At 64.9% G+C, this 18914-nt stretch carries 10 protein-coding genes; 2 read left to right on the top strand and 8 right to left on the bottom strand.

The genetic code is table 11. The features are described 5' to 3' along the window. Positions 1 to 12 precede the first annotated feature (12 nt). The gene (locus AO501_RS21660) at positions 13 to 7665 is read right to left on the bottom strand and encodes an amino acid adenylation domain-containing protein (RefSeq protein WP_055579672.1); all 7653 of its coding nucleotides are present in this window, start codon (positions 7663 to 7665) and stop codon (positions 13 to 15) included. Positions 7666 to 7939: 274 nt separating this feature from the next. Between AO501_RS21660 and AO501_RS21655 the strand changes: the two genes are divergently transcribed. Next, complete coding sequence (locus AO501_RS21655; RefSeq protein ID WP_082658769.1) at positions 7940 to 10822, top strand: RND family transporter; 2883 nt, start codon at positions 7940 to 7942, stop codon at positions 10820 to 10822. Positions 10823 to 10866: 44 nt separating this feature from the next. Here AO501_RS21655 and AO501_RS21650 read toward each other — a convergent pair whose 3' ends face one another. Then, the gene (locus AO501_RS21650) at positions 10867 to 11856 is read right to left on the bottom strand and encodes a malate dehydrogenase (RefSeq protein WP_055579671.1); all 990 of its coding nucleotides are present in this window, start codon (positions 11854 to 11856) and stop codon (positions 10867 to 10869) included. A gap of 176 nt (positions 11857 to 12032) precedes the next feature. Here AO501_RS21650 and corA point away from each other — a divergent pair, with 176 nt between their 5' ends. Further along, positions 12033 to 13133, top strand: coding sequence for a magnesium/cobalt transporter CorA (gene corA, locus AO501_RS21645; RefSeq protein WP_055579670.1), 1101 nt, complete (start codon positions 12033 to 12035; stop codon positions 13131 to 13133). An 87-nt stretch (positions 13134 to 13220) separates the two neighbouring features. On the opposite strand, the gene AO501_RS21640 is transcribed toward corA, so the two are convergent. From AO501_RS21640 to AO501_RS21615, 6 genes are read right to left on the bottom strand one after another with little or no spacing between them, the layout of a single operon-like run. Continuing rightward, the gene (locus AO501_RS21640) at positions 13221 to 13790 is read right to left on the bottom strand and encodes a suppressor of fused domain protein (protein WP_055579669.1); all 570 of its coding nucleotides are present in this window, start codon (positions 13788 to 13790) and stop codon (positions 13221 to 13223) included. Then, positions 13787 to 14959, bottom strand: a complete 1173-nt coding sequence (locus AO501_RS21635) for an ABC transporter ATP-binding protein (protein WP_055579668.1) — start codon at positions 14957 to 14959, stop codon at positions 13787 to 13789. The genes AO501_RS21640 and AO501_RS21635 overlap by 4 nt, the downstream gene beginning before the upstream one ends. Positions 14960 to 14963: 4 nt before the next feature. Continuing rightward, positions 14964 to 15797 (bottom strand): carbohydrate ABC transporter permease, encoded by an 834-nt coding sequence (locus tag AO501_RS21630; RefSeq protein WP_055579685.1) that lies wholly within the window; start codon positions 15795 to 15797, stop codon positions 14964 to 14966. Next, entirely contained in the window at positions 15787 to 16653 is an 867-nt protein-coding gene (locus AO501_RS21625; RefSeq protein ID WP_055579667.1) for a carbohydrate ABC transporter permease, read from the bottom strand. Before AO501_RS21625 ends, AO501_RS21630 begins: the two co-directional genes overlap by 11 nt. Beyond that, entirely contained in the window at positions 16650 to 18056 is a 1407-nt protein-coding gene (locus AO501_RS21620; protein ID WP_055579666.1) for an extracellular solute-binding protein, read from the bottom strand. The genes AO501_RS21625 and AO501_RS21620 overlap by 4 nt, the downstream gene beginning before the upstream one ends. Then, entirely contained in the window at positions 18057 to 18572 is a 516-nt protein-coding gene (locus AO501_RS21615) for a general stress protein (RefSeq protein ID WP_055579665.1), read from the bottom strand. Positions 18573 to 18914: the final 342 nt, after the last annotated feature.

Raw genomic sequence — 18914 nt, 5'->3', positions numbered from 1 at the left:
GCCGCCACCTCCCTAGAGCAACCCGATCAGTCGCAAGTCGTTGGCGTATTTGACGATGATCGGCGCCGAGACGTGCGGGATATCCGGATTGTCCTTGTCCGGGCCGATATTCGCTGCTCGCACCGCGGCGCGGAACCGCTCGGTCGCAGCGACGGACCCGCGGGTCGGCTCCGGGGGCGCCAAATCCGTAATCCTGTACAACGACAACGCCGGCAGCGCCGAATGTCGCCGCTGACGATCCGGCAGGGCACGCAAGCCGGCCTCGCATCGCCGCAACCACTCCCCGAAATCGTCCATGCGCTGGATCGGGTGGCCGGCCTCGATCAGCCAGTCGACATACTCGTCGAGGCCGATGCCGTCGTCGTGGGTGTTCATCACATGAAACGTCGTGAACCCCTCGGCCAGTTGGAGACCCAGCGTGGCGATAGCCTCGGCGACGAAGCTGACCGGCAAGCCGTCGAAGTGCGAGCGTTGCCGGTTGCCGTCGGCGTCCAGTTGGTAGAACGAGCGCGGAGCGGTGCCGGTGGCCAAAATGCTCAGCAACCCCCTGGTGAAGGTGTCCGACACATTGAGCTGGCCCGCATAACTGGTGTCCGCCAGAATCATTCCGCAGCGGAACACCGCCACCGGCACCCCGCACAGATCGTTGACCTCACGCAGCAACACCTCGCCGGCCCACTTGCTGTTGCCGTAGCCAACGGTATAGCCGTGGTGGTTGGCCCGGGTAGGGCTGATGACCCGGATGTCGGCGTCCTCTCTGAAGGCCGATGCCTCGATCTGGTCTCCGACGTTGGCGGTCGAGGTGTAGGCGTAGGTCTTCAGCTTGGTAGTGAGCGCAAGGCGGATCAGTTCGGCGGTGCCTACCACGTTGGGCCCGAACAGCTCACGGTAGGGCAGGATGCCGTTGACCAGGGCTGCCGAATCGATGATCAGATCGACGGTGTCGGCCAGCCGCCGCCAAACCTGGTCATCCAGACCGAGATTGGGTTCGGCCTTATCCCCGGCGATGACCTCGAGACGATCGGCGGCCAGTTTGTGGAAGTGCCGCAACATTTTCGGGTCGCTGCTGGCGAAAGTCTGGTCCAACCGGCGCCGCGCGTCCTCATCGGAGTCGGCCCGCACCAGGCAAATCAGCCTTCCGTCGATCGGCTCCATGCGTTCCAGCAGTTCCAGAACCAGAAAACGCCCGAGAAATCCGGTCGCCCCGGTCAGCAGCACCGTCCTCGCCACGGCGCTCGGGCGCGGCAACGTCGGTGCGCCGGACAGCGTCGCGGCATCGATGAACTTATCGAGCGTGAGGTCGTCGGCGTGTACCGCGTCGCGCCCGTGCACCGAGGCAAAGCTGGGCGAGCCGGTATGACGGCTGAGCCGTCGGTTCAGACCGCTCACCGACGGCGCTTCGAAGACCGTACGCACCGCGAGGTCTGTCCCCAGGCTGGTGTTGATCGCGGCGATCAGCCGCATGGCCGACAACGAGTCCCCGCCCAGATCGAAAAACGAGTCATCGCAACCCACCCGCTCGAGTCCCAGCACCTCGGCGTAGATGCCGGCCAGGATCTCTTCGACGGGCGTGGCGGGGGTGCGGTATCGATCGGCAGCCGTGTACTGCGGCCGGGGCAGGGCGCGGGTGTCCAGTTTGCCGTTGACCGTCATCGGCAGCTCGTCAATCACCAGTACGGCGGCCGGCACCAGGTAGCCCGGAAGTCGTTCGGCCACCGCGGCTCGCACCGCGGCGGGGTCTACCGCACCGGTCACGTAACCTACCAGGCGCTTATCGCCGGGACGGTCTTCGCGGACCATCACCACCGCCTGATTCACGCCGTCGAACTCGGCCAGCGCCGCGCGCACCTCACCCGGTTCGATGCGATACCCGCGCACCTTGACCTGTTCGTCGGCGCGGCCCACATAGTCCAGCTGCCCGTCGGGCCGCCAGCGCACCAAATCCCCGGTACGGTACATACGCCCCCCTGGCGCCCCGAACGGGCACGCCACGAACCACGATGCGGTCAACTTCGATCGGCACCAATACCCAACCCCCACAACGTTACCCGCGATGTACAACTCCCCCACCACACCCGCCGGTACCACCCGCAACCGGCCATCGAGTACGAACAACGCCGCCCCCGGCACGGGCGAGCCGATCGGCGCCACCCCGGTCCCTGCCTGCTCCGCCGTCAGAGGCGCACTCATAGACGCGTAAATCGTCGTCTCGGTCGGGCCGTATGCGTTGATCATCAGGCGTCCCGGCGCCCACCGATGCACCACCTCGGCCGGGCAGGGCTCGCCGCCCAGCACCAACGCAACCGAATCCAGTCCCTCGGCGGGCAGCATCCCGACCGCAGAGGGTGTTTGAGTCAGCACGTTGACATCCTCCGAGACCAGCAACGCGTGAAAGTCGGTGGCTGAGGCGGCGGTTGACTCGGGCACAATCACCAGTCGACCGCCGCGCAGCAACGCACCCCAGATCTCCCACACCGAGAAATCGAACGCCAGGGAATGACATTGCGGCCAAACCTGTTCCGACGCCGCGGGCAGGCCCCCATCGAGGGACATGATCTGCTGGGTCACGTTGCGGTGGGTGATCGCCACACCCTTGGGAGCGCCGGTGGTACCCGATGTGTAGATGACGTACGCGATGTCATCACCGGCCGGGGGCGGCGGCGCGTGGCTTGGTCCGGCAGCAAGGTTCGGGTCGTTGACGTCGATCACCAACAGGTCGTGTCCGTCGAACCCGGCGCGCAGACCAGCGGTCGTGATGGCGGCCGTCGGCGTGGCATCGGCGAGAATGTACTTCAGTCGCGCCGCCGGCAGCCCGGGATCCAAGGGCAGATAGGCCGCCCCGGCCTTCAGGACCGCAAGTATGGCAACGACGGCCTCTGCCGACCGCTCGAAAAGCAGTGCCACCCGCGCGCCCGTGCCGACAGCATGGCCGGAAATCAAGTGCGCCAGACGATTCGCGGCCTCATCGACCTCGTGATACGTCCACGAGACTCCCTCGTGGGTCAACGCAACCGCGGCCGGACTACGGGCAACTTGGGCCGCCCACACGGCAGGGATCGACGCCCCGGGGCTCGTGGGCCGGGTCAACACCGCGCGGTTGCCCCACCTGTCCAGCCGGGCACGGGAAACCTCGTCGAGCAGATCCACGGACGACAACCGCCGGGCCGGATCTGCGGTCATCGCCACTACTACCCGCTGAAACCACTCGACCAGTGTTTCGATGCCGTCCGCGTCGAACACATCGGTGCGAAATTCCACGCCTCCCCTGATTCCGGCCGGTTCGCCACCCTTGGTCCAAGATTCGCCGAGGGAGAATGTCAGGTCCATGCGGGCGCTGTGGGTGTCCAGTAGCTCCGGCGTGACGTGCAGATCTCCCAAGTTCAGGCCGGCGGCTGGGTCATGCTCTTGGCCGGGGAGGTTCTGCCAGGCCAACACCACCTGGATCAACGGGTGTCTGGTCAGGCTGCGGGGCGGGTTGAGCCGATCCACCAACACCTCGAAGGGCACATCTTGATGCTCGTAGGCTTCCAGGCTGCGCCGTCGCACTTGGGACAACAGTTCGGCGAAGCTGGGGTCACCGGCTGTGTCGACCCGAAGCACCAAGGTATTGACGAAGAACCCGACCAGGCCATCCAGTGCGGGATCGCGCCGCCCTGCGATCGGAAAGCCAACCACCACATCGCTTTCAGCGCTGAGTGTGGACAACAACACAACCAGGGCGGCCTGCATCACCATGAAGCTGGTCGCGTTGTGCTCGCCGGCCACCCGGGCAACCTGCTGCTGTAGTTCTGACGGCCAGTCCACCGTTACCCGGGCGCCGCGATAATCGGCGACCGGTGGGTATGGCCGAACGGTAGGAAGCGCCACGGGCTCGGGCAGCCCGGCCAGGGTCTTCTCCCAGAACTGCAACTGCGTGGCGATACGGCTGTCGTGATCGCCGAGGTCACCGAGTTGTGCACGCTGCCACAAGGTGTAGTCGGCGTACTGCACCGGCAGCGGCGGCCAGTCGGGGGCCCGCCCGGCGCACCGGCTGGCATACGCCACGCCGATGTCGTGCGCCAGCGGGGTGAGCGACCAGCCGTCGGCGGCGATGTGGTGCAGCACGAGCACTAGCGCATGCTCGTTGTCGAGAACACGGAAAAGTGTTGCTCGCAAGGGTATTTCGTCAGACAACCGGAACGGGTGAAGCGCCGCGGCGTCGATGGCAGCCTTCAGTCGACTCGCCGGCCACCCGGTTGCGTCGATGAGCTGCCAGCCGAAATCTGCTTGCGCCGCCGGAATTACCAGCTGATGGGGCGTACCGCCGGGCGCCGGGAACACGGTGCGCAGGCTCTCGTGCCGCGCCACCACGTCGGACAACGCGGCACCCAGCGCCCCGGCATCGAGTCGACCACGCAGCTGCAACGCTACCGCCATGTTGTAAACCGCAACAGGACCTTGGATTTGATCGATAAACCACAAACGACTCTGCGCGAACGATAGTGGGACTACCGGGGGCCGCTGTTGCACGGACAATGCCGTCCCACCCGCGTGACCGACTTTCGCCCGCACCAGTTCGGCCAACCCGGCCACCGTGGGCGCCTCGAACAATGCCCGGATTCCGACCTCGACACCTAGCTCCGCCCGGATCCGCGCCGTGAGCCGCATCGCCGACAGCGAATGGCCGCCCATATCGAAGAACCCGTCATCGATGCCGACCGTCTTCACTCCGAGAACCTCGCCCAACAGCCCGGCCAGGACATGTTCGCACGGGTCGCGCGGCGCCCGGTACGCCGCACCACTGACGAACTCCGGAGCCGGCAGAGCCCGCCGATCGAGTTTGCCGTTGACAGTCAGGGGCAGCGACTCCAGCACCATGATCGCCGCCGGCACCATGTACTGCGGCAGCCTTCCGGCTGCATACTCGCGCAACTCGACAGCCCGTGCGTTCGCGGGCGGACCGTCAACCGGCGCATCGAGCACGACGTAACCCACCAGCTGTTTGTCGTCGATTCCGGCCGCGGCACCGGCAGCCGCGGTGCGCACGATCACCGCCGCCTGCGCCACCCGCGGGTGGGTCCGCAGTGCCGCTTCGATCTCACCGAGTTCGATGCGATACCCACGGATCTTGACCTGTTGATCGGCACGCCCGTGATACTCCAGCTGCCCGTCCGGACGCCACCGCACCAGGTCTCCGGTGCGATACATGCGCCCTCCGGGTCCACCGAATGGGCACGCGACGAACTGCGCCGCGGTCAGTCCGGCCCGGCGCACGTATCCGACGCCTACTGCGGCACCGGCCACATAGAGTTCCCCCACCACCCCGGCCGGCACCGGCCGCAGCCACCCGTCGAGCACAAAGAACGCCGCGCCGGTCACCGGCGAACCGATGGGCGGAACACCCGACCCGGGACTCAGCGGGGCGCTGATGGCCACGTCCACCGTGGTCTCGGTCGGGCCGTAGACATTGATCATCGTCCGGTCGGGCGCCCACCGATCCACCAGCTCGGCGGTGCATGGCTCGGCTCCTACCAGCAGGGACACCGAGCCCAGCCCGTCGGAGCGCAAAACGCTTGCTGCCGAGGCAGTTTGACTCAGCACGCTGACCCTTTCGGCGACGAGCAGCGCGTGAAGATCGTCCGGCGCGGCGGCCACCTGCTCGGGCACCACCACCAGTCGCCCGCCGCAGAGCAGGGCGCCGAAGATCTCCTGCACGGAGGCGTCGAATGCCAGCGAATGCCACTGCGACCACACGCCCTCCGCCGGAAGGCGCGCCCGCAGCGAATGCACCAGGTGAACGACGTTGCTGTGCGCGATGGCAACACCTTTGGGGGCTCCGGTGGTGCCTGAGGTGTAGATGACGTAAGCGATATCGTCAGCACCGATGGACGGAAGTTGAGTGCCGATTTGGGCTTCCGCGACCGCATCGCCAAGCTCATCGATATCGATGACCGGCAGCTGGTGCGCGTCCAGCCGTTGACGCAACCCGGTGGTGGTGATCACGGCAACCGGCCCGGCGTCGTCGATAATGAACCCGATCCGGGCGGCCGGCAGCGACGGGTCGATCGGCAGATACGCCGCGCCCGTCTTGAGTACCGCCAAGATCGCCGCGACGGCTGGGGCGGATCGTGAAAGCAGCAGTCCCACAACCGCGCCCGGACCCACACCACGACGGGCCAGGAGATGCGCAAGCTGGTTGGCTGCCGCATCGAGCTCCCGGTATGTCATCGACAGACCCTCGAAGGTCACGGCCGCCGCCTCGGGTGTGCGGGCCACCTGCTCGGCGAACAAACCGGGTATCGTGGCCGCCGGCCCCGACGGCTGTGCGGGCTGGGTCAGCGTCGCCCGGTTACCCCACTCGTCCAGGCGGGGGTAGTCACCCCTTTCAAGCAGCGTCAGCGACGAGAGCGGTCTGCGTGGGTCGTCGGTCATCGCCAGCAGCACTTGCTCCAGTCGTCTCGCCAAATCGGAAACCTCGAACATCGAAAATGGTTCGGCAGCGCCGGCCGTGCCGAACGAGATCTGGTCGCCGGCGCCCCCGAAGAACAGGCCAAAACTGCTCGAGAGTCCGATATTGCCTTGCAGCACCGATGCTTCGAGACCAGCGAAGTCGAGGGCAGTCTTGCCAGGCACGAAATTGACGCTCACTCGCTCTGCCGGCGGCGCCAGCCCGCCGCGGGATTCCCGGCCCAGCGCATATACCGGAAACCGCTGATGCCGCACAGCTTCTCGGATGCGCTCGTCGACGTGCGCGCAAAAGTCGGCAACCGAAGAATGCGGGAAGGCACTCAACACCAACGGCACCACCCCGGCCATCATCCCGGGAATTCGCTTCGATTCCGGGCGCACTCGCCTGCTGACCGGGAAGTCGAGAACCACTTCTGAGCCGTCGGCGCACCAGCCATGCACCAGCAGTGCGCATGCCGCCGCAATGACCGACGACTGGGGCATCGCCCACGCCTGGGCCAACTGTTGCACGCGGCGCAAAGCCATGGAGTCCAATCGAACCGGCACTGAAAATGAGCGCGGATCGCCGGCGCCAGAAGACCTTGGCATCCGGTATCGCGGTCCGCTTTCCGCCGGCAGGTTCCTGGACCAGTACGCCCGATCTTCCAGAAACTCGCCGGATGTCTCATACTCCGACTCGCACTCGACCAGATCCTGCAATGAACCGAAGAAGGCAGGGGGGATGGGCTTTTGGGAAACAATTGCGGAGTAGACAGTCGCCAGCCGATTGAAAACCAGCGCGATGCCGGTGCCGTCTATCGCGATGTGGTGGCCGCAAGCGAACAAGTAGTACTCGTCGTCCCAGGTCTGAAAGAGCGCAAATTTGAAGAGTGGGCCGGTCAACGGCATCGGCGTGCCCTGTATCGATGCCGCCAATGCGCGGGCCTCCTGCACGGGATGGCGCAGACCACTGAGGTCATGGAAGATGACGGCGGCATCCGGCCGATCGATCGCCTTCTGGAAAACCTGGCCTTCCATCTCGAAGATGGTGACCCTGGGCGGTTCAGCCTCATGCAGCACTCGGCGCATCGCCTGCTCAACAGCAACGCGGTCGATCGCTCCGTCGATCCTGGCGAACAGCCCGAGCTGCCATTCCACATCCAGGTGACCCGTTTCGTGAGCCAGCCAGATGTCGAGCTGCCCAGGCGTTAGCGGAAGCGCCCGGTCATCGTGTTCCATCCGACTCGCCCCGCTTCACTGCGAACCATCATCACCCAAAGTGAGTAGTCCAAACCGTACTGGACGCCATCGGCGGGGGTGCATGATTCAGCGTGACGACGCTGCCCCCTTAGCGCTCGGCATGGGCCGATATGGCCGGTAGAACTGCCATTCCCGTGGTTTACTCGGCGACATCCGTTGACGGCGGAAGGTTGAGTGCGATGGGTGAACCCCGTGTGTGCGCGGTCGCCGGAACGCGGTCTGAAGTGAGACGCCAGTGCATTCCACGCAAGGCTTGAGCGGCGAGCACGTGAGCAACGGGGACACCGGGAGACCTCTCGTCGCCCGCACGATCCGTCGCTTTTCTGCGCCAATCATTCTGGCTTGGTTGGCAATAGCCGTCATAGTCACTCTCTGCGTCCCCCCGCTGGAGTTGGTCGAGAAAGAGCATTCGGTATCGCTGGTTCCCAAGGACGCGCCGTCGTTCAAGGCGTTAGAGCGCATGAAGGTGGACTTCAAGGAATCCGACTCCTTCAGCTTCGTGATGATCGTTGTGGAGGGGCAGCAACCCCTGGGTAAAGACGCACACAAGTACTACGACGAACTGGTTCGTCGTCTGTCGGACGACCGGAAGCATGTGCAACATATCCAGGATTTCTGGGCCGACCCGTTGATGGCCGGGGCTGTGCAAAGTGCCGACGGTAAGGCCGCATATGTTCAACTGCTCCTTGCCGGCAACCCAGGCGAGACTTTGGGGAACGAGTCGACCGAGGCGGTCCGGCGAATCGTGGCTCAGACGACGCCACCGCCGGGCATCACGGTTTATGTCACAGGCACCGCCGCGCTCGCCGCGGATGCGCAGAACAGCGGTGACAGATCGGTCATCGTCATGACGGCGATAAGCCTTGCCGTCATCTTCCTGATATTGCTGCTTGTCTACCGTTCGGCCACTACGGTGCTCCTGCTGCTGTTCATGGTCGGAATCGAACTGCAAGTGGCTCGAGGAGTCGTCGCATTTCTCGGTGACCAGCGGATCGTCGGTCTTACGACGTTCGTCGTCAATCTGGTAATGGCTGTCGGAATCGCGGCCGGCACGGATTACGGGATATTTTTTATCGGGCGTTATCACGAGGCACGCCAGGCCGGTGCAGATCGAGAGACGGCATACTTCACCGCCTACCGGGGGGTCGCCAGGGTGGTCTTGGCCTCCGGTTTGACGATCGCCGGGGCAATATTCTGTCTGAGCTTCGCCAGGCTGCCTTATTTCCAGCCATTGGGCGTTCCTTGCTCGATCGGAATCTTCGTCGCGGTTCTGACGGCACTGACGATGGTTCCGGCCGTAATCGCCGTTGCCGGCCGCTTTGGGTTATTCGACCCCAAACGGGAGATCTCGGCTCGTCGATGGCGACGGGTCGGTACGGTGACCGTTCGATGGCCGGCGCCCGTTCTCCTGGTCACAGTGGCGGTCGCGCTCGTCGGACTGTGCACGCTGCTGGGATACCAACCCAGCTATAACGACCAGAAGTTCATTTCCAGAGATTCCCCCGGCAATCAAGGCTACGAAGCCGTAGCGCGACATTTCCCGGCGTCACGGGTGATGATGCCCGAGGTACTACTGGTCGAGGCAGATCATGATTTACGCAATCCGGCGGATTTCCTGATATTGAACCGCCTGGCCAAAGGGGTGCTCGCCGTTCCGGGAATTTCCCGGGTGCAGACCGTGACTCGGCCAGAAGGAGCCCCGATCGAGCATACGTCGCTCCCGTATCAGCTCGGCATGCAAACAGTCATAGCGCTGCAAATAGCGAAGTTTCAGCGGGCTCGTATCGACGACATGCTCGTGCAGGCCGATGAAATGGCCAAAACCATCAATACGGTGCAGCGAATGTATGAGCTGATGCAGCGGTTCGTCGAAACGAATCATCGAATGATCACCAACGCGACCGAAATAGCGGTCACTATCGACGAAGTGCGAGATAGAATCGCGAATTTCGACGACTTCTGGCGGCCGATACGAAGCTACTTCTATTGGGAGGAACACTGCTACAATATTCCATTCTGCTGGTCACTTCGATCAGTTTACGATTCGATCGACGGCGTTGATGAAATCAGCGGCAGATTCCACGAACTGGTAGCAGATCTGGGCCGGATCGATGTGATCATGCCCGAGTTGCTCAATCAGTTCCCGCCGATGATCGAGACAATGCAGAACATGCGGCTTGAATTGTTGAGCATGCATAGCACCACGGCTGGGATCTTTGATCAGTTGAACGAGCAGGGCAACGACGCGACCGCAATGGGTAAGGCTTTCGACGCAGCCAAGAATGACGATTCCTTCTACCTGCCGCCCGAGGTCTTCGAGAATGCGGACTTCAAAAGGATCATGAAAGTGTTCCTGTCGGCGGACGGGAAGGCGGTCCGTATGCTCATTACGCAGCGCGGTGACCCCGCCTCCGACGAGGGGATCTCGCGGATCGACCCGATCAGGACAGCGGCCGAAGAGGCACTCAAAGGCACCCCGCTGGAAAGTGCCAAAATCTCTTTGACCGGCGCCGCCGCCGCTGTGAAGGACGTGGTGGAGGGCTCCACCTACGACCTCATCATCGCCGGCGTTGCCGCACTCTGCCTGATTTTCATCGTCATGCTGCTCACCACGCGAAGTCTCGTCGCCGCCCTCGTCATCATCGGTACCGTTGTTTTCTCGCTGGGCGCGTCTTTCGGCATGTCCATTCTCGTCTGGCAATACATCGTCGGCACACAAATACACTGGGCCGTATTGGCCATGTCCGTCATCGTCCTTTTAGCAGTGGGTTCCGACTACAATTTGTTGCTGGTTTCCCGCATCAAAGAGGAAATATCCGCCGGCATCAACACGGGCATTATTCGAGCTATGGGCGGAACCGGCAAGGTGGTGACGAATGCCGGCTTGGTGTTCGCGTTCACCATGGCCTCGATGGTGTTCAGCGAGTTGCGCACCATCGGTCAGGTCGGGACGACGATCGGTCTCGGACTGCTGTTCGACACGTTGGTGGTGCGCGCGTTCATGACGCCCGCGCTCGCGGCACTGCTGGGACGCTGGTTCTGGTGGCCACTACGAGTGCGCTCGCGTCCCGCCCGCCCGTTTCGTCGGCCAGCGGCCAGCTGCGCGAGCAGACGCAAAATCCCCCCGGAGCAATAGCTTCAAGGGGGATTTTGCGTCTGCTCGCGGTAGTCCGCGCCAGCTCAGATCAGCTTGAGCTCGGTGACTGCGTTGCGCTCGTCGACGAGTTCCGCGGTGGACTTGTCGATCTTGCCGCGGGAGAACTCGTCGATCTCCAGACCCTGCACGATCGACCAGTCGCCGTCCTTGGTGGTCACCGGGAACGACGACACGATCCCTTCCGGCACGCCGTAGGAACCGTCGGAATAGACGGCCATCGACACCCAGTCACCGTCCGGGCTGCCCAGCAACCAGGAACGGGCCGCATCGACGGTGGCCGACGCCGCCGACGCCGCCGAAGAGGCGCCGCGGGCGTCGATGATGGCCGCGCCGCGCTTGGCGACGGTCGGGATGAAGTCGTTCTCGATCCAGTCCTGGTCGTTGACCACCTCCGCGGCGTTCTTGCCGCCCACCTCGGCGTGGAAGATGTCCGGGTACTGAGTGGCCGAGTGGTTGCCCCAGATCGTCATCTTCTTGATGTCGGTGACCTTGGCGCCGGTCTTGCGGGCCAGCTGCGAGATGGCCCGGTTGTGGTCCAGGCGGGTCAGCGCGGAGAACCGCTCCTTCGGGATGTCGGGGGCGTTGCTCAGCGCGATCAGCGCGTTGGTGTTGGCCGGGTTGCCGGTCACACCGATGCGGACGTCGTCGGCGGCTACCGAGTTCAGCGCCTTGCCCTGGGCGGTGAAGATCGCGCCGTTGGCCTCCAGCAGGTCGCCGCGCTCCATGCCCGGGCCACGCGGGCGCGCACCGACCAGCAAAGCCAGGTTCACGCCGTCGAAGATCTTGTTGGCGTCGGCGCCGATCTCCACACCGGCCAGCAGCGGAAACGCGCAGTCGTCCAGTTCCATCACCACGCCCTCGAGCGCCTTGAGGGCCGGCTCGATCTCCAGCAGACGCAGTTCGATCGGACGGTCCGGGCCGAGCAGCGAGCCGCTGGCCAAGCGGAACAACAGGCTGTAGCCGATCTGGCCGGCGGCACCGGTGACGGCAACCTTGAGAGGACTTGCGCTCACGTCGGTTCTGCTCCTTCGGGTAAGACGGGTTCGCGTCGAAACTAGCGCACGGCCGCCGTCATGAGATCGCCGGTCCATCGTGCAGCTGGGAATCGGCTGATGACGCACCGTCTGTTAGGTCCGGGCGCGTACGATGACCACCGCCCACAGACCGGCGCTGCGATTGGAGGTGCGACGTGTTCCCTGGGTTCGACGCCTTGCCCGAAGCTCTCCGACCGGTCGCACGAACGCGCCGCGAGCACGTCCACCCGGTCGCCAATCCGCCGGCACAGACCCTGGTCGATTGCGGCGTCTATGTCGACGGACACCGACTGCCAGGCAAGTTCAGTCCCGCCGAGGCGCTGGCCAAGGTCCGCGAGATCGAGCAGGACGGCCAGGAGGCATTCGCCTGGATCGGTCTGCACGAACCCGGCGAAGCGCAGATGCAGGAGGTGGCCGACGCCTACGGCCTGCACCCGCTGGCCGTCGAGGACGCCGTCGTCGCCCACCAGCGCCCCAAGCTGGAACGCTATGACGATTCGCTGTTCCTGGTGCTGAAGACCGTCAACTACGTGCCGCACGAGTCGGTGGTGCTGGCCCGCGAGATCGTCGAAACCGGGGAGATCATGATCTTCGTCGGCGCCGACTTCGTCGTCACCGTCCGCCACGGCGAGCACGGCGGGCTGCACGAGGTCCGCAAGCGGATGGATTGCAACCCCGAGCACCTGCGACTGGGCCCGTACGCGGTGATGCACGCGATCGCCGACTATGTGGTGGACCACTACCTCGGCGTCACCAGCCTGATGGAAGACGACGTGGACGCCATCGAGGTTGTCGCGTTCGCTCCCGGCAAGAAGATCGACGTCGAACCGATCTACCTGCTCAAGCGCGAGGTCGTGGAGTTGCGCCGGTGCGTGGCGCCGCTCTCGGGTGCCTTCCAGCGCATGCAGGTCGAGAACAAGGACCTGATCAACAAGGAAGTGCGCCGCTATCTGCGGGACGTCGCCGACCACCAGACTCAGGCCGCCGAGCAGATCGCCAGCTACGACGACATGCTCAACTCACTGGTGCAGGCCGCGCTGGCCCGGGTGGGCATGCAGCAGAACATGGACATGCGCAAGATCTCGGCCTGGGCCGGTATCGTCGCGGTGCCCACCATGGTGGCGGGGATCTACGGGATGAACTTCCACTTCATGCCGGAGTTGGACTCCAGGTGGGGATACCCGTCGGTGATCGCCGCGATGGTGGTGGTCTGTGTGTTCCTCTACTTCAGTTTCCGTCGCCGCGACTGGCTCTAGGCCCGCCCCGCACACCGCGAGTGCGAAGTCCCCGACGCTCCACCGGCGTGTCGCGTCGCCGAATTCACACTCGGCGCTGAGCCACCTCTAACTCGGTTGCGCCGCCGGCCGATTCGGGTCCAGCACGTCCACACCGTCGTTGAGCCACGCCTCCCGCATCGACTCAGCGCCCTTGAGCCGCACCCAGGCCGCCTCGTTCGCGGTGATGGGAGTCGCGGACAGGAACCGCACCGGCTCGCGCGGCGGGTCCAAAGGTAGCTCGGCAATGTCGCTGCGGCCCAACAACACCGCCGTGAAAGCCGTCCCCGACCACAACGGCGCGCCGAGGTCGATCAGCGCATCGGGGACCAGCACCAGGCCGTCGACCGCCGGCGTGGCCGCCAGCACCGCCATGGTGCGCACCAGCCCTTTGATCGGACCGGGATCACGCAGCGCCAGAACCACTTCGGCCCGCGGGCCGCGCAGGTGATCGGTGACCATCTCGGTCGGGTCGGTCATCGGGTAACGCGAGCAGCCCAGCGAGACAAAGTGCACCACAGGCTGATGCCGGAACCGCAGCACCTCGATGGGCTCGGCGCCCAGGAACGTCACACTCGCCGAATCGGGCTCGGTGCCGAAATGGCTGCGAAGATGTGTGCGGACAGCATCGAGAATCATTGTGCGACCGGCACAGTCAGGTTTGCGCCGGAGTCCGCGTCGAACACCGCGAGCTTGGTGGGGTCGAACGCCAACTCGATCGGCTGTCCGGTAGCTGCTTTGGACTCAGTGGGAACCCTTGCCACAAAGCGGTTTTCATGAACCTCTGATTCGGCCGCCACTTCGTCCAGCCGGGCCGAGTGCGCCTGCGGACCCGCGGTGGTGAAGTACACGTACTTGTCGGAGCCCAGCGATTCGACGAGATCGACGGTCACCTCGAATATCAGCGAACTGATCCGCTGATAGCCGTCGATCAGCGCCGCGTCTTGGATGTGCTCGGGCCGCAACCCCACGATGACGTTCTCCGGTTTCGGGTGTCCGGCGATCACCTTCTGCACCTCCGGCGTCAGGGTCACCTCACCGAACGACAGCGCCAACCCGACCGACGTCAGCGTGGCCGGGAAGAAGTTCATCGCCGGCGAGCCGATGAAGCCGGCCACGAACAGATTCGCGGGTCGCTCGTAAAGCTCGGTGGGCGTGCCGATCTGCTGCGCGACGCCACCGTGCATCACCACCACCCGGTCCCCCAGCGTCATGGCCTCGGTCTGGTCGTGGGTGACGTAGACGGTGGTGGTGCCCAGCCTCTTCTGCAGGCGTGCGATCTCGCCGCGCATCTGCACCCGCAGCTTGGCGTCCAGGTTGGACAGCGGCTCGTCCATCAGAAAAGCCTTGGGCTGACGCACGATTGCCCTGCCCATCGCGACCCGCTGGCGCTGACCACCCGACAACTGCGAAGGACGCCGATCCAGCAGTTCGGTCAGGTCCAGGATTCTCGCGGTCTCCTCGACCTTCTGGGCGACGTCGGCCTTCTTCATCTTCGCCAGCGTCAGCGGAAACGCGATGTTCTGCCGCACCGTCATGTGCGGATACAGCGCGTAGGACTGGAACACCATGGCGATATCGCGATCCTTGGGCGCCTTCTCGTTGACTCGCTCGCCGCCGATCCGCAACTCTCCCGACGAGATGTTCTCAAGTCCGGCAATCATATTCAGCGTGGTGGTCTTCCCGCAGCCGGACGGGCCGACCAGGATCAGGAACTCGCCGTCGGCGATGGTGATGCTCAGATCCTGCACCGCGACGTGGCCGTCGGGGTAGCTCTTCTTGACGTGTTCCAGCACAATCTCGGCCATCGCGCTATCCCTTCACAGCACCGGAGGTCAACCCGGCGACGATGCGTCGTTGGAAAATCAGAACGAAGACAATGATCGGAATCGTGATCACGATCGCGCCGGCGGCGATCGACCCGGTCGGCTCCTCGAATTGCGAACTACCGGTGAAGTTTGCGATCGCCACCGGCGCGGTGATCGCGGCCTTGGTGGCGGTCAGCGACAACGCCAGCAGCAGGTCGTTCCATGCGAAGATGAACACCAGGATCGCCGCCGTCACCAGACCCGGAGCCGCCAGCGGGACGATCACCTTGACGAACGCCTGAGCGGGCGTGGCGCCGTCCATCTTCGCCGCCTTCTCCAAATCCCACGGGATCTCCCGGAAGAATGCCGACAGCGTATAGATCGCCAGCGGCAGCGCGAACGTGATGTAGGGCAGGATCAGACCCGGCCAGGTGTCGAACAACCCGATGGCGCGTTCGATGTCGAACAGCGGCGTCACCAAGGAGATTGCGGGGAACATGGTGATCAAAAGCGTCATACCGATCAGCAGCCGCTTGCCCGGGAAACTCAGCCGGGCAACCGCATAGGCCGCCATCGCGCCCAGCACCACCGCGATCACGGTGGTGGTCAGCCCGATCCCGATCGAATTGATCAGCGCCGAACTGAAGAAGTCACCGCGGAAGATGCCTCGGTAGTTGTCCAGGGTCACCGACGACGGAATCAGATTGCCGTCCTTGACCATTGACGTCGGCTTGAGCGACAGGCTGAGTATCCACAGCACCGGCAGCAGCGCGTAACCCACCACCAGCATGTCAATCACGACCCAGAACGTCGCGCGCCTCACCGAATCAACGGCCATCGGCGTCGCTCCCGGGCGCTGCGGCACCGAACAGTTTGATGAAGATGAGTGCGATGATGCCCACACAGAGGAAGATCAGCACGCTGATCGCCGAGCCCAGCCCGATGTTGAAGCCCTTGAACAGGTTGTCGTATCCCAGGATTGACACCGAACCGGTGTTGTTGGCGCCTGCGGTCAGCACGTAGATGTTGTCGAAGATCCGGAACGCGTCCAGGGTCCGGAACAGCAACGCCACCACCACCGCCGGCTTGATGATCGGCAGCGTGATCCTGGTCAGCCGCCGCCAGGCATCCGCGCCGTCGACCTGCGCCGCCTTCAGCAGATCCTCGGGCACCAGCGCCAATCCGGCCAACAGCAACAGCGCCATGAACGGAGTCGTCTTCCACACCTCGGCGATCACCACCACCCCCAGCGACGGAATCTGTTGCGTCAGTGGGGCACTCCCGTCGGGCAACAGGTTGGCCAGGTAGCCGGTGCCCGGTGTCCAGGCGTAATACCAGCTGTAGGACGCGACCACCGTGACGATCCCGTACGGGATCAGCACCGCGGTACGCACCAGTCCCTTCCCGATCAGCGTGCGGTGCATCACCAGCGCCAGGGACAGGCCCAGCACGAATTCGACCGTCACCGAGACGACGGTGATGCCCAGCGTCACACCCAGCGCAGTCCACCAGTACCGGTCGGTCAGGATCGTCTGGTAGTTGCCCAGTCCGACGAACGCGGTGTCATGGGGGGTGGCCAGGTTGTTGCGCTGCAGGCTCAACCACATCGCGTAGCCGATCGGGTAGGCCGTCACCGCCAGCATCAACGTCACCGCGGGAGCGACGAGCAGGTAGGCGAGCCGACGCTCGGTCACGGCAGTAACCCTTTGCCGTCGATCGCCTTCTGCACCTGCACCGCGAGTTCATCGGCCGTGTGTTCCGGGTCGATCGCCGTGATCGGGCTGAGCACCGAGGCCAGCCGGATCGACACCGCCTGATACGCCGGTGTCGCTGGCCGCACCGCGGCGTCGGTGAGTTGCTGGCGGATGATGCCGTACATCGGGTACTTCGCCTGGAACTGCGGGTCGGAGTAGAGCGAGGTTCGGACCGGGGGCAACCCGCCTTCGATCGCGACGTACTTCTGGTTCCGCAGGTTGCGGATGCAGCGGACGGCTTCGAACGCTTCGGCTCGGTGTCTGCTGGTGCTGGCCACCGCCAGATTGAGCCCACCGATCGTCACCTTGGCCGATTGCCCGGGCAGCACTGCGGGGTAGCGGGCGAATCCGAACACCTTCTGGCTGGCCGCGTAGGCGATGGCGAACTGCTCGTCACTCGGGGCGAAGGTGCCGACGCCGTTGATGCTGCCGCTCAGCGCCGGCTCGCGGTTCAGCGGCAGAAACGCCACGCCGCCCTTCGCCGCGTTCTCGAGCATGGATGCGAACACGTAGGGCCAGTTGACCTCCAGCGCCGCCTTGCCCTGTTCGACCGCCAACCGTGCGGCGCCCTCGTCACTGCGGGTGATCGACGGGTCGGCCCCGGGCGCGGTGGCCACCGATTTGAGGATCCGCAGCGCCGCCACCGTGGCGGCGCGATGTTCGGGGGTGTCGATCAGGGTGACGTGCTTGCCGTCCTCGGAGAGCACCTGCCCGCCCGCGCTGACCAGCAGCGTGTTGAACCACACCACCAGCCCTTCGGCCTCGTTGGCCTGCACGGCGATCCAGCTGGGCGCACCCGCGTCGTGCAGGCGGGCCGCCTCGGCCACCATGGCGCCCCAGTCGCGTGGCGGTTGACGCACTAAATCCGCTCGGTACCAGAGCAATTGGGTATTCGTGGTGACGGGCGCCCCGTATAGCCGACCGTTCCAGGTCGCGGTTTTCAGCGGACCCGGCAGGGTATCGGCGGAGGCGTCGGACTCGGTCAGTCCCGACGGATCATCCGACAGCGCCAACGCCCATCCCGCCTCGGCGAACTCGGCAGTCCACACCACGTCGAGCGCCATCACGTCCAGGGTGTCGTCGTGCCCGGTCAACCGCCGGGAAAGTTGCAAGCGTTGCTGGTCCGGCGATCTCGCCAGACTCACGTGCTCAACGCGGTACCTGCCACCGGCTTGTTCCGAGCATCGTTGCGCGACCGCGGTGAAGGTCGCCCCGTCGGTGGCCGGGGTGTAGAAGCTGATCACCACGCCGCGGTCGCCGGAACCGCAGGCCGAGAGAACCGACGCGGTGGTCAACGCCGCCAGCGCGGCGGCCCCCCACCGCCGCACGCGACGGTTCACCAGTCAGATCGCCAGACGCGCCAGCAGATCTCGCGCCTTCTCGGCGTTCTGCGGGTCGCAGAGCACGTCGTAGCGCCCGGCGACCAGTTGCATGGTGGAGCTGAAATCCCGGGTGCCACGCGCCATGGCGTAGGGCACGGCCGAGGTGATCAGCCCGAAAAAGACACCTGCGACCAGGCCGGTGATCAGCGCGCCCCAGGGGTTCGGGCTGAAGAAACCGAGCACCAGGCCGATGAACAGGCCGAGCCACGCGCCGCTGAGCACGCCACCACCGAGCACCTTGCCCCAGGTCAGCCGGCCCGTGACGCGTTCCACCTGCATCAGGTCGACGCCGACGATGGTCACCTGCTGGACAGGAAACTCCTGATCGGACAGGTAGTCGACGGCGCGTTGCGCCTCGGCGTAGGTGGGATAGGAGCCGACCGGCCAGCCTTTGGGCGGCGTCGGCAATCCGGGCACATTACGTCGACCGGCAGCCCCACCGGCGGGTGGTTGTCCTGGTTGGAATGGGCTAGTCATCGGTACCTCATTCTTCTCCTGCCCGCCTTTACGCAGACCATCGTTCCATCTCGGCAACCGGGACGCACCATCCGCACCCCTGCCGGCCGCGTATTTCGCCTGGCCGGGGCCTGATCCGCGTGGGCCGATGTCACCGCAGGACCCCGCGTGGGCCCATGCGCTACGTTCATCACATGACAGCTCCCGGCGATTCCCCCGGCGAGGACAAGGACCGCGCGCCGCAACCCTCCGCAGACCAGACGCAAGCCGCTGAGCAGCCGATATCCGATGCCCCATGGGCTTCGCCGGCGGGTTCCCCGGTCGTGGACTACCCGCCACCGGCGGACTACCCACCCACCCCGG

Origin of the sequence: Mycobacterium gordonae, from assembly GCF_001417955.2 — a bacterium.
GTDB classification, from domain to species: domain Bacteria; phylum Actinomycetota; class Actinomycetes; order Mycobacteriales; family Mycobacteriaceae; genus Mycobacterium; species Mycobacterium gordonae_B.
Note: the sequence above shows the minus strand (reverse complement) of the source record. Positions and strands in the feature narration are given on the sequence as shown.

Bases quoted from the DNA above. Each gene is read 5' to 3' on its own strand.
- AO501_RS21660 (WP_055579672.1), bottom strand. From the start codon at position 7,665: ATGGAACACGATGACCGGGCGCTTCCGCTAACGCCTGGGCAGCTCGAC.
- AO501_RS21615 (WP_055579665.1), bottom strand. From the start codon at position 18,572: ATGACTAGCCCATTCCAACCAGGACAACCACCCGCCGGTGGGGCTGCC.
- AO501_RS21630 (WP_055579685.1), bottom strand. From the start codon at position 15,797: ATGGCCGTTGATTCGGTGAGGCGCGCGACGTTCTGGGTCGTGATTGAC.
- AO501_RS21640 (WP_055579669.1), bottom strand. From the start codon at position 13,790: ATGATTCTCGATGCTGTCCGCACACATCTTCGCAGCCATTTCGGCACC.
- AO501_RS21635 (WP_055579668.1), bottom strand. From the start codon at position 14,959: ATGGCCGAGATTGTGCTGGAACACGTCAAGAAGAGCTACCCCGACGGC.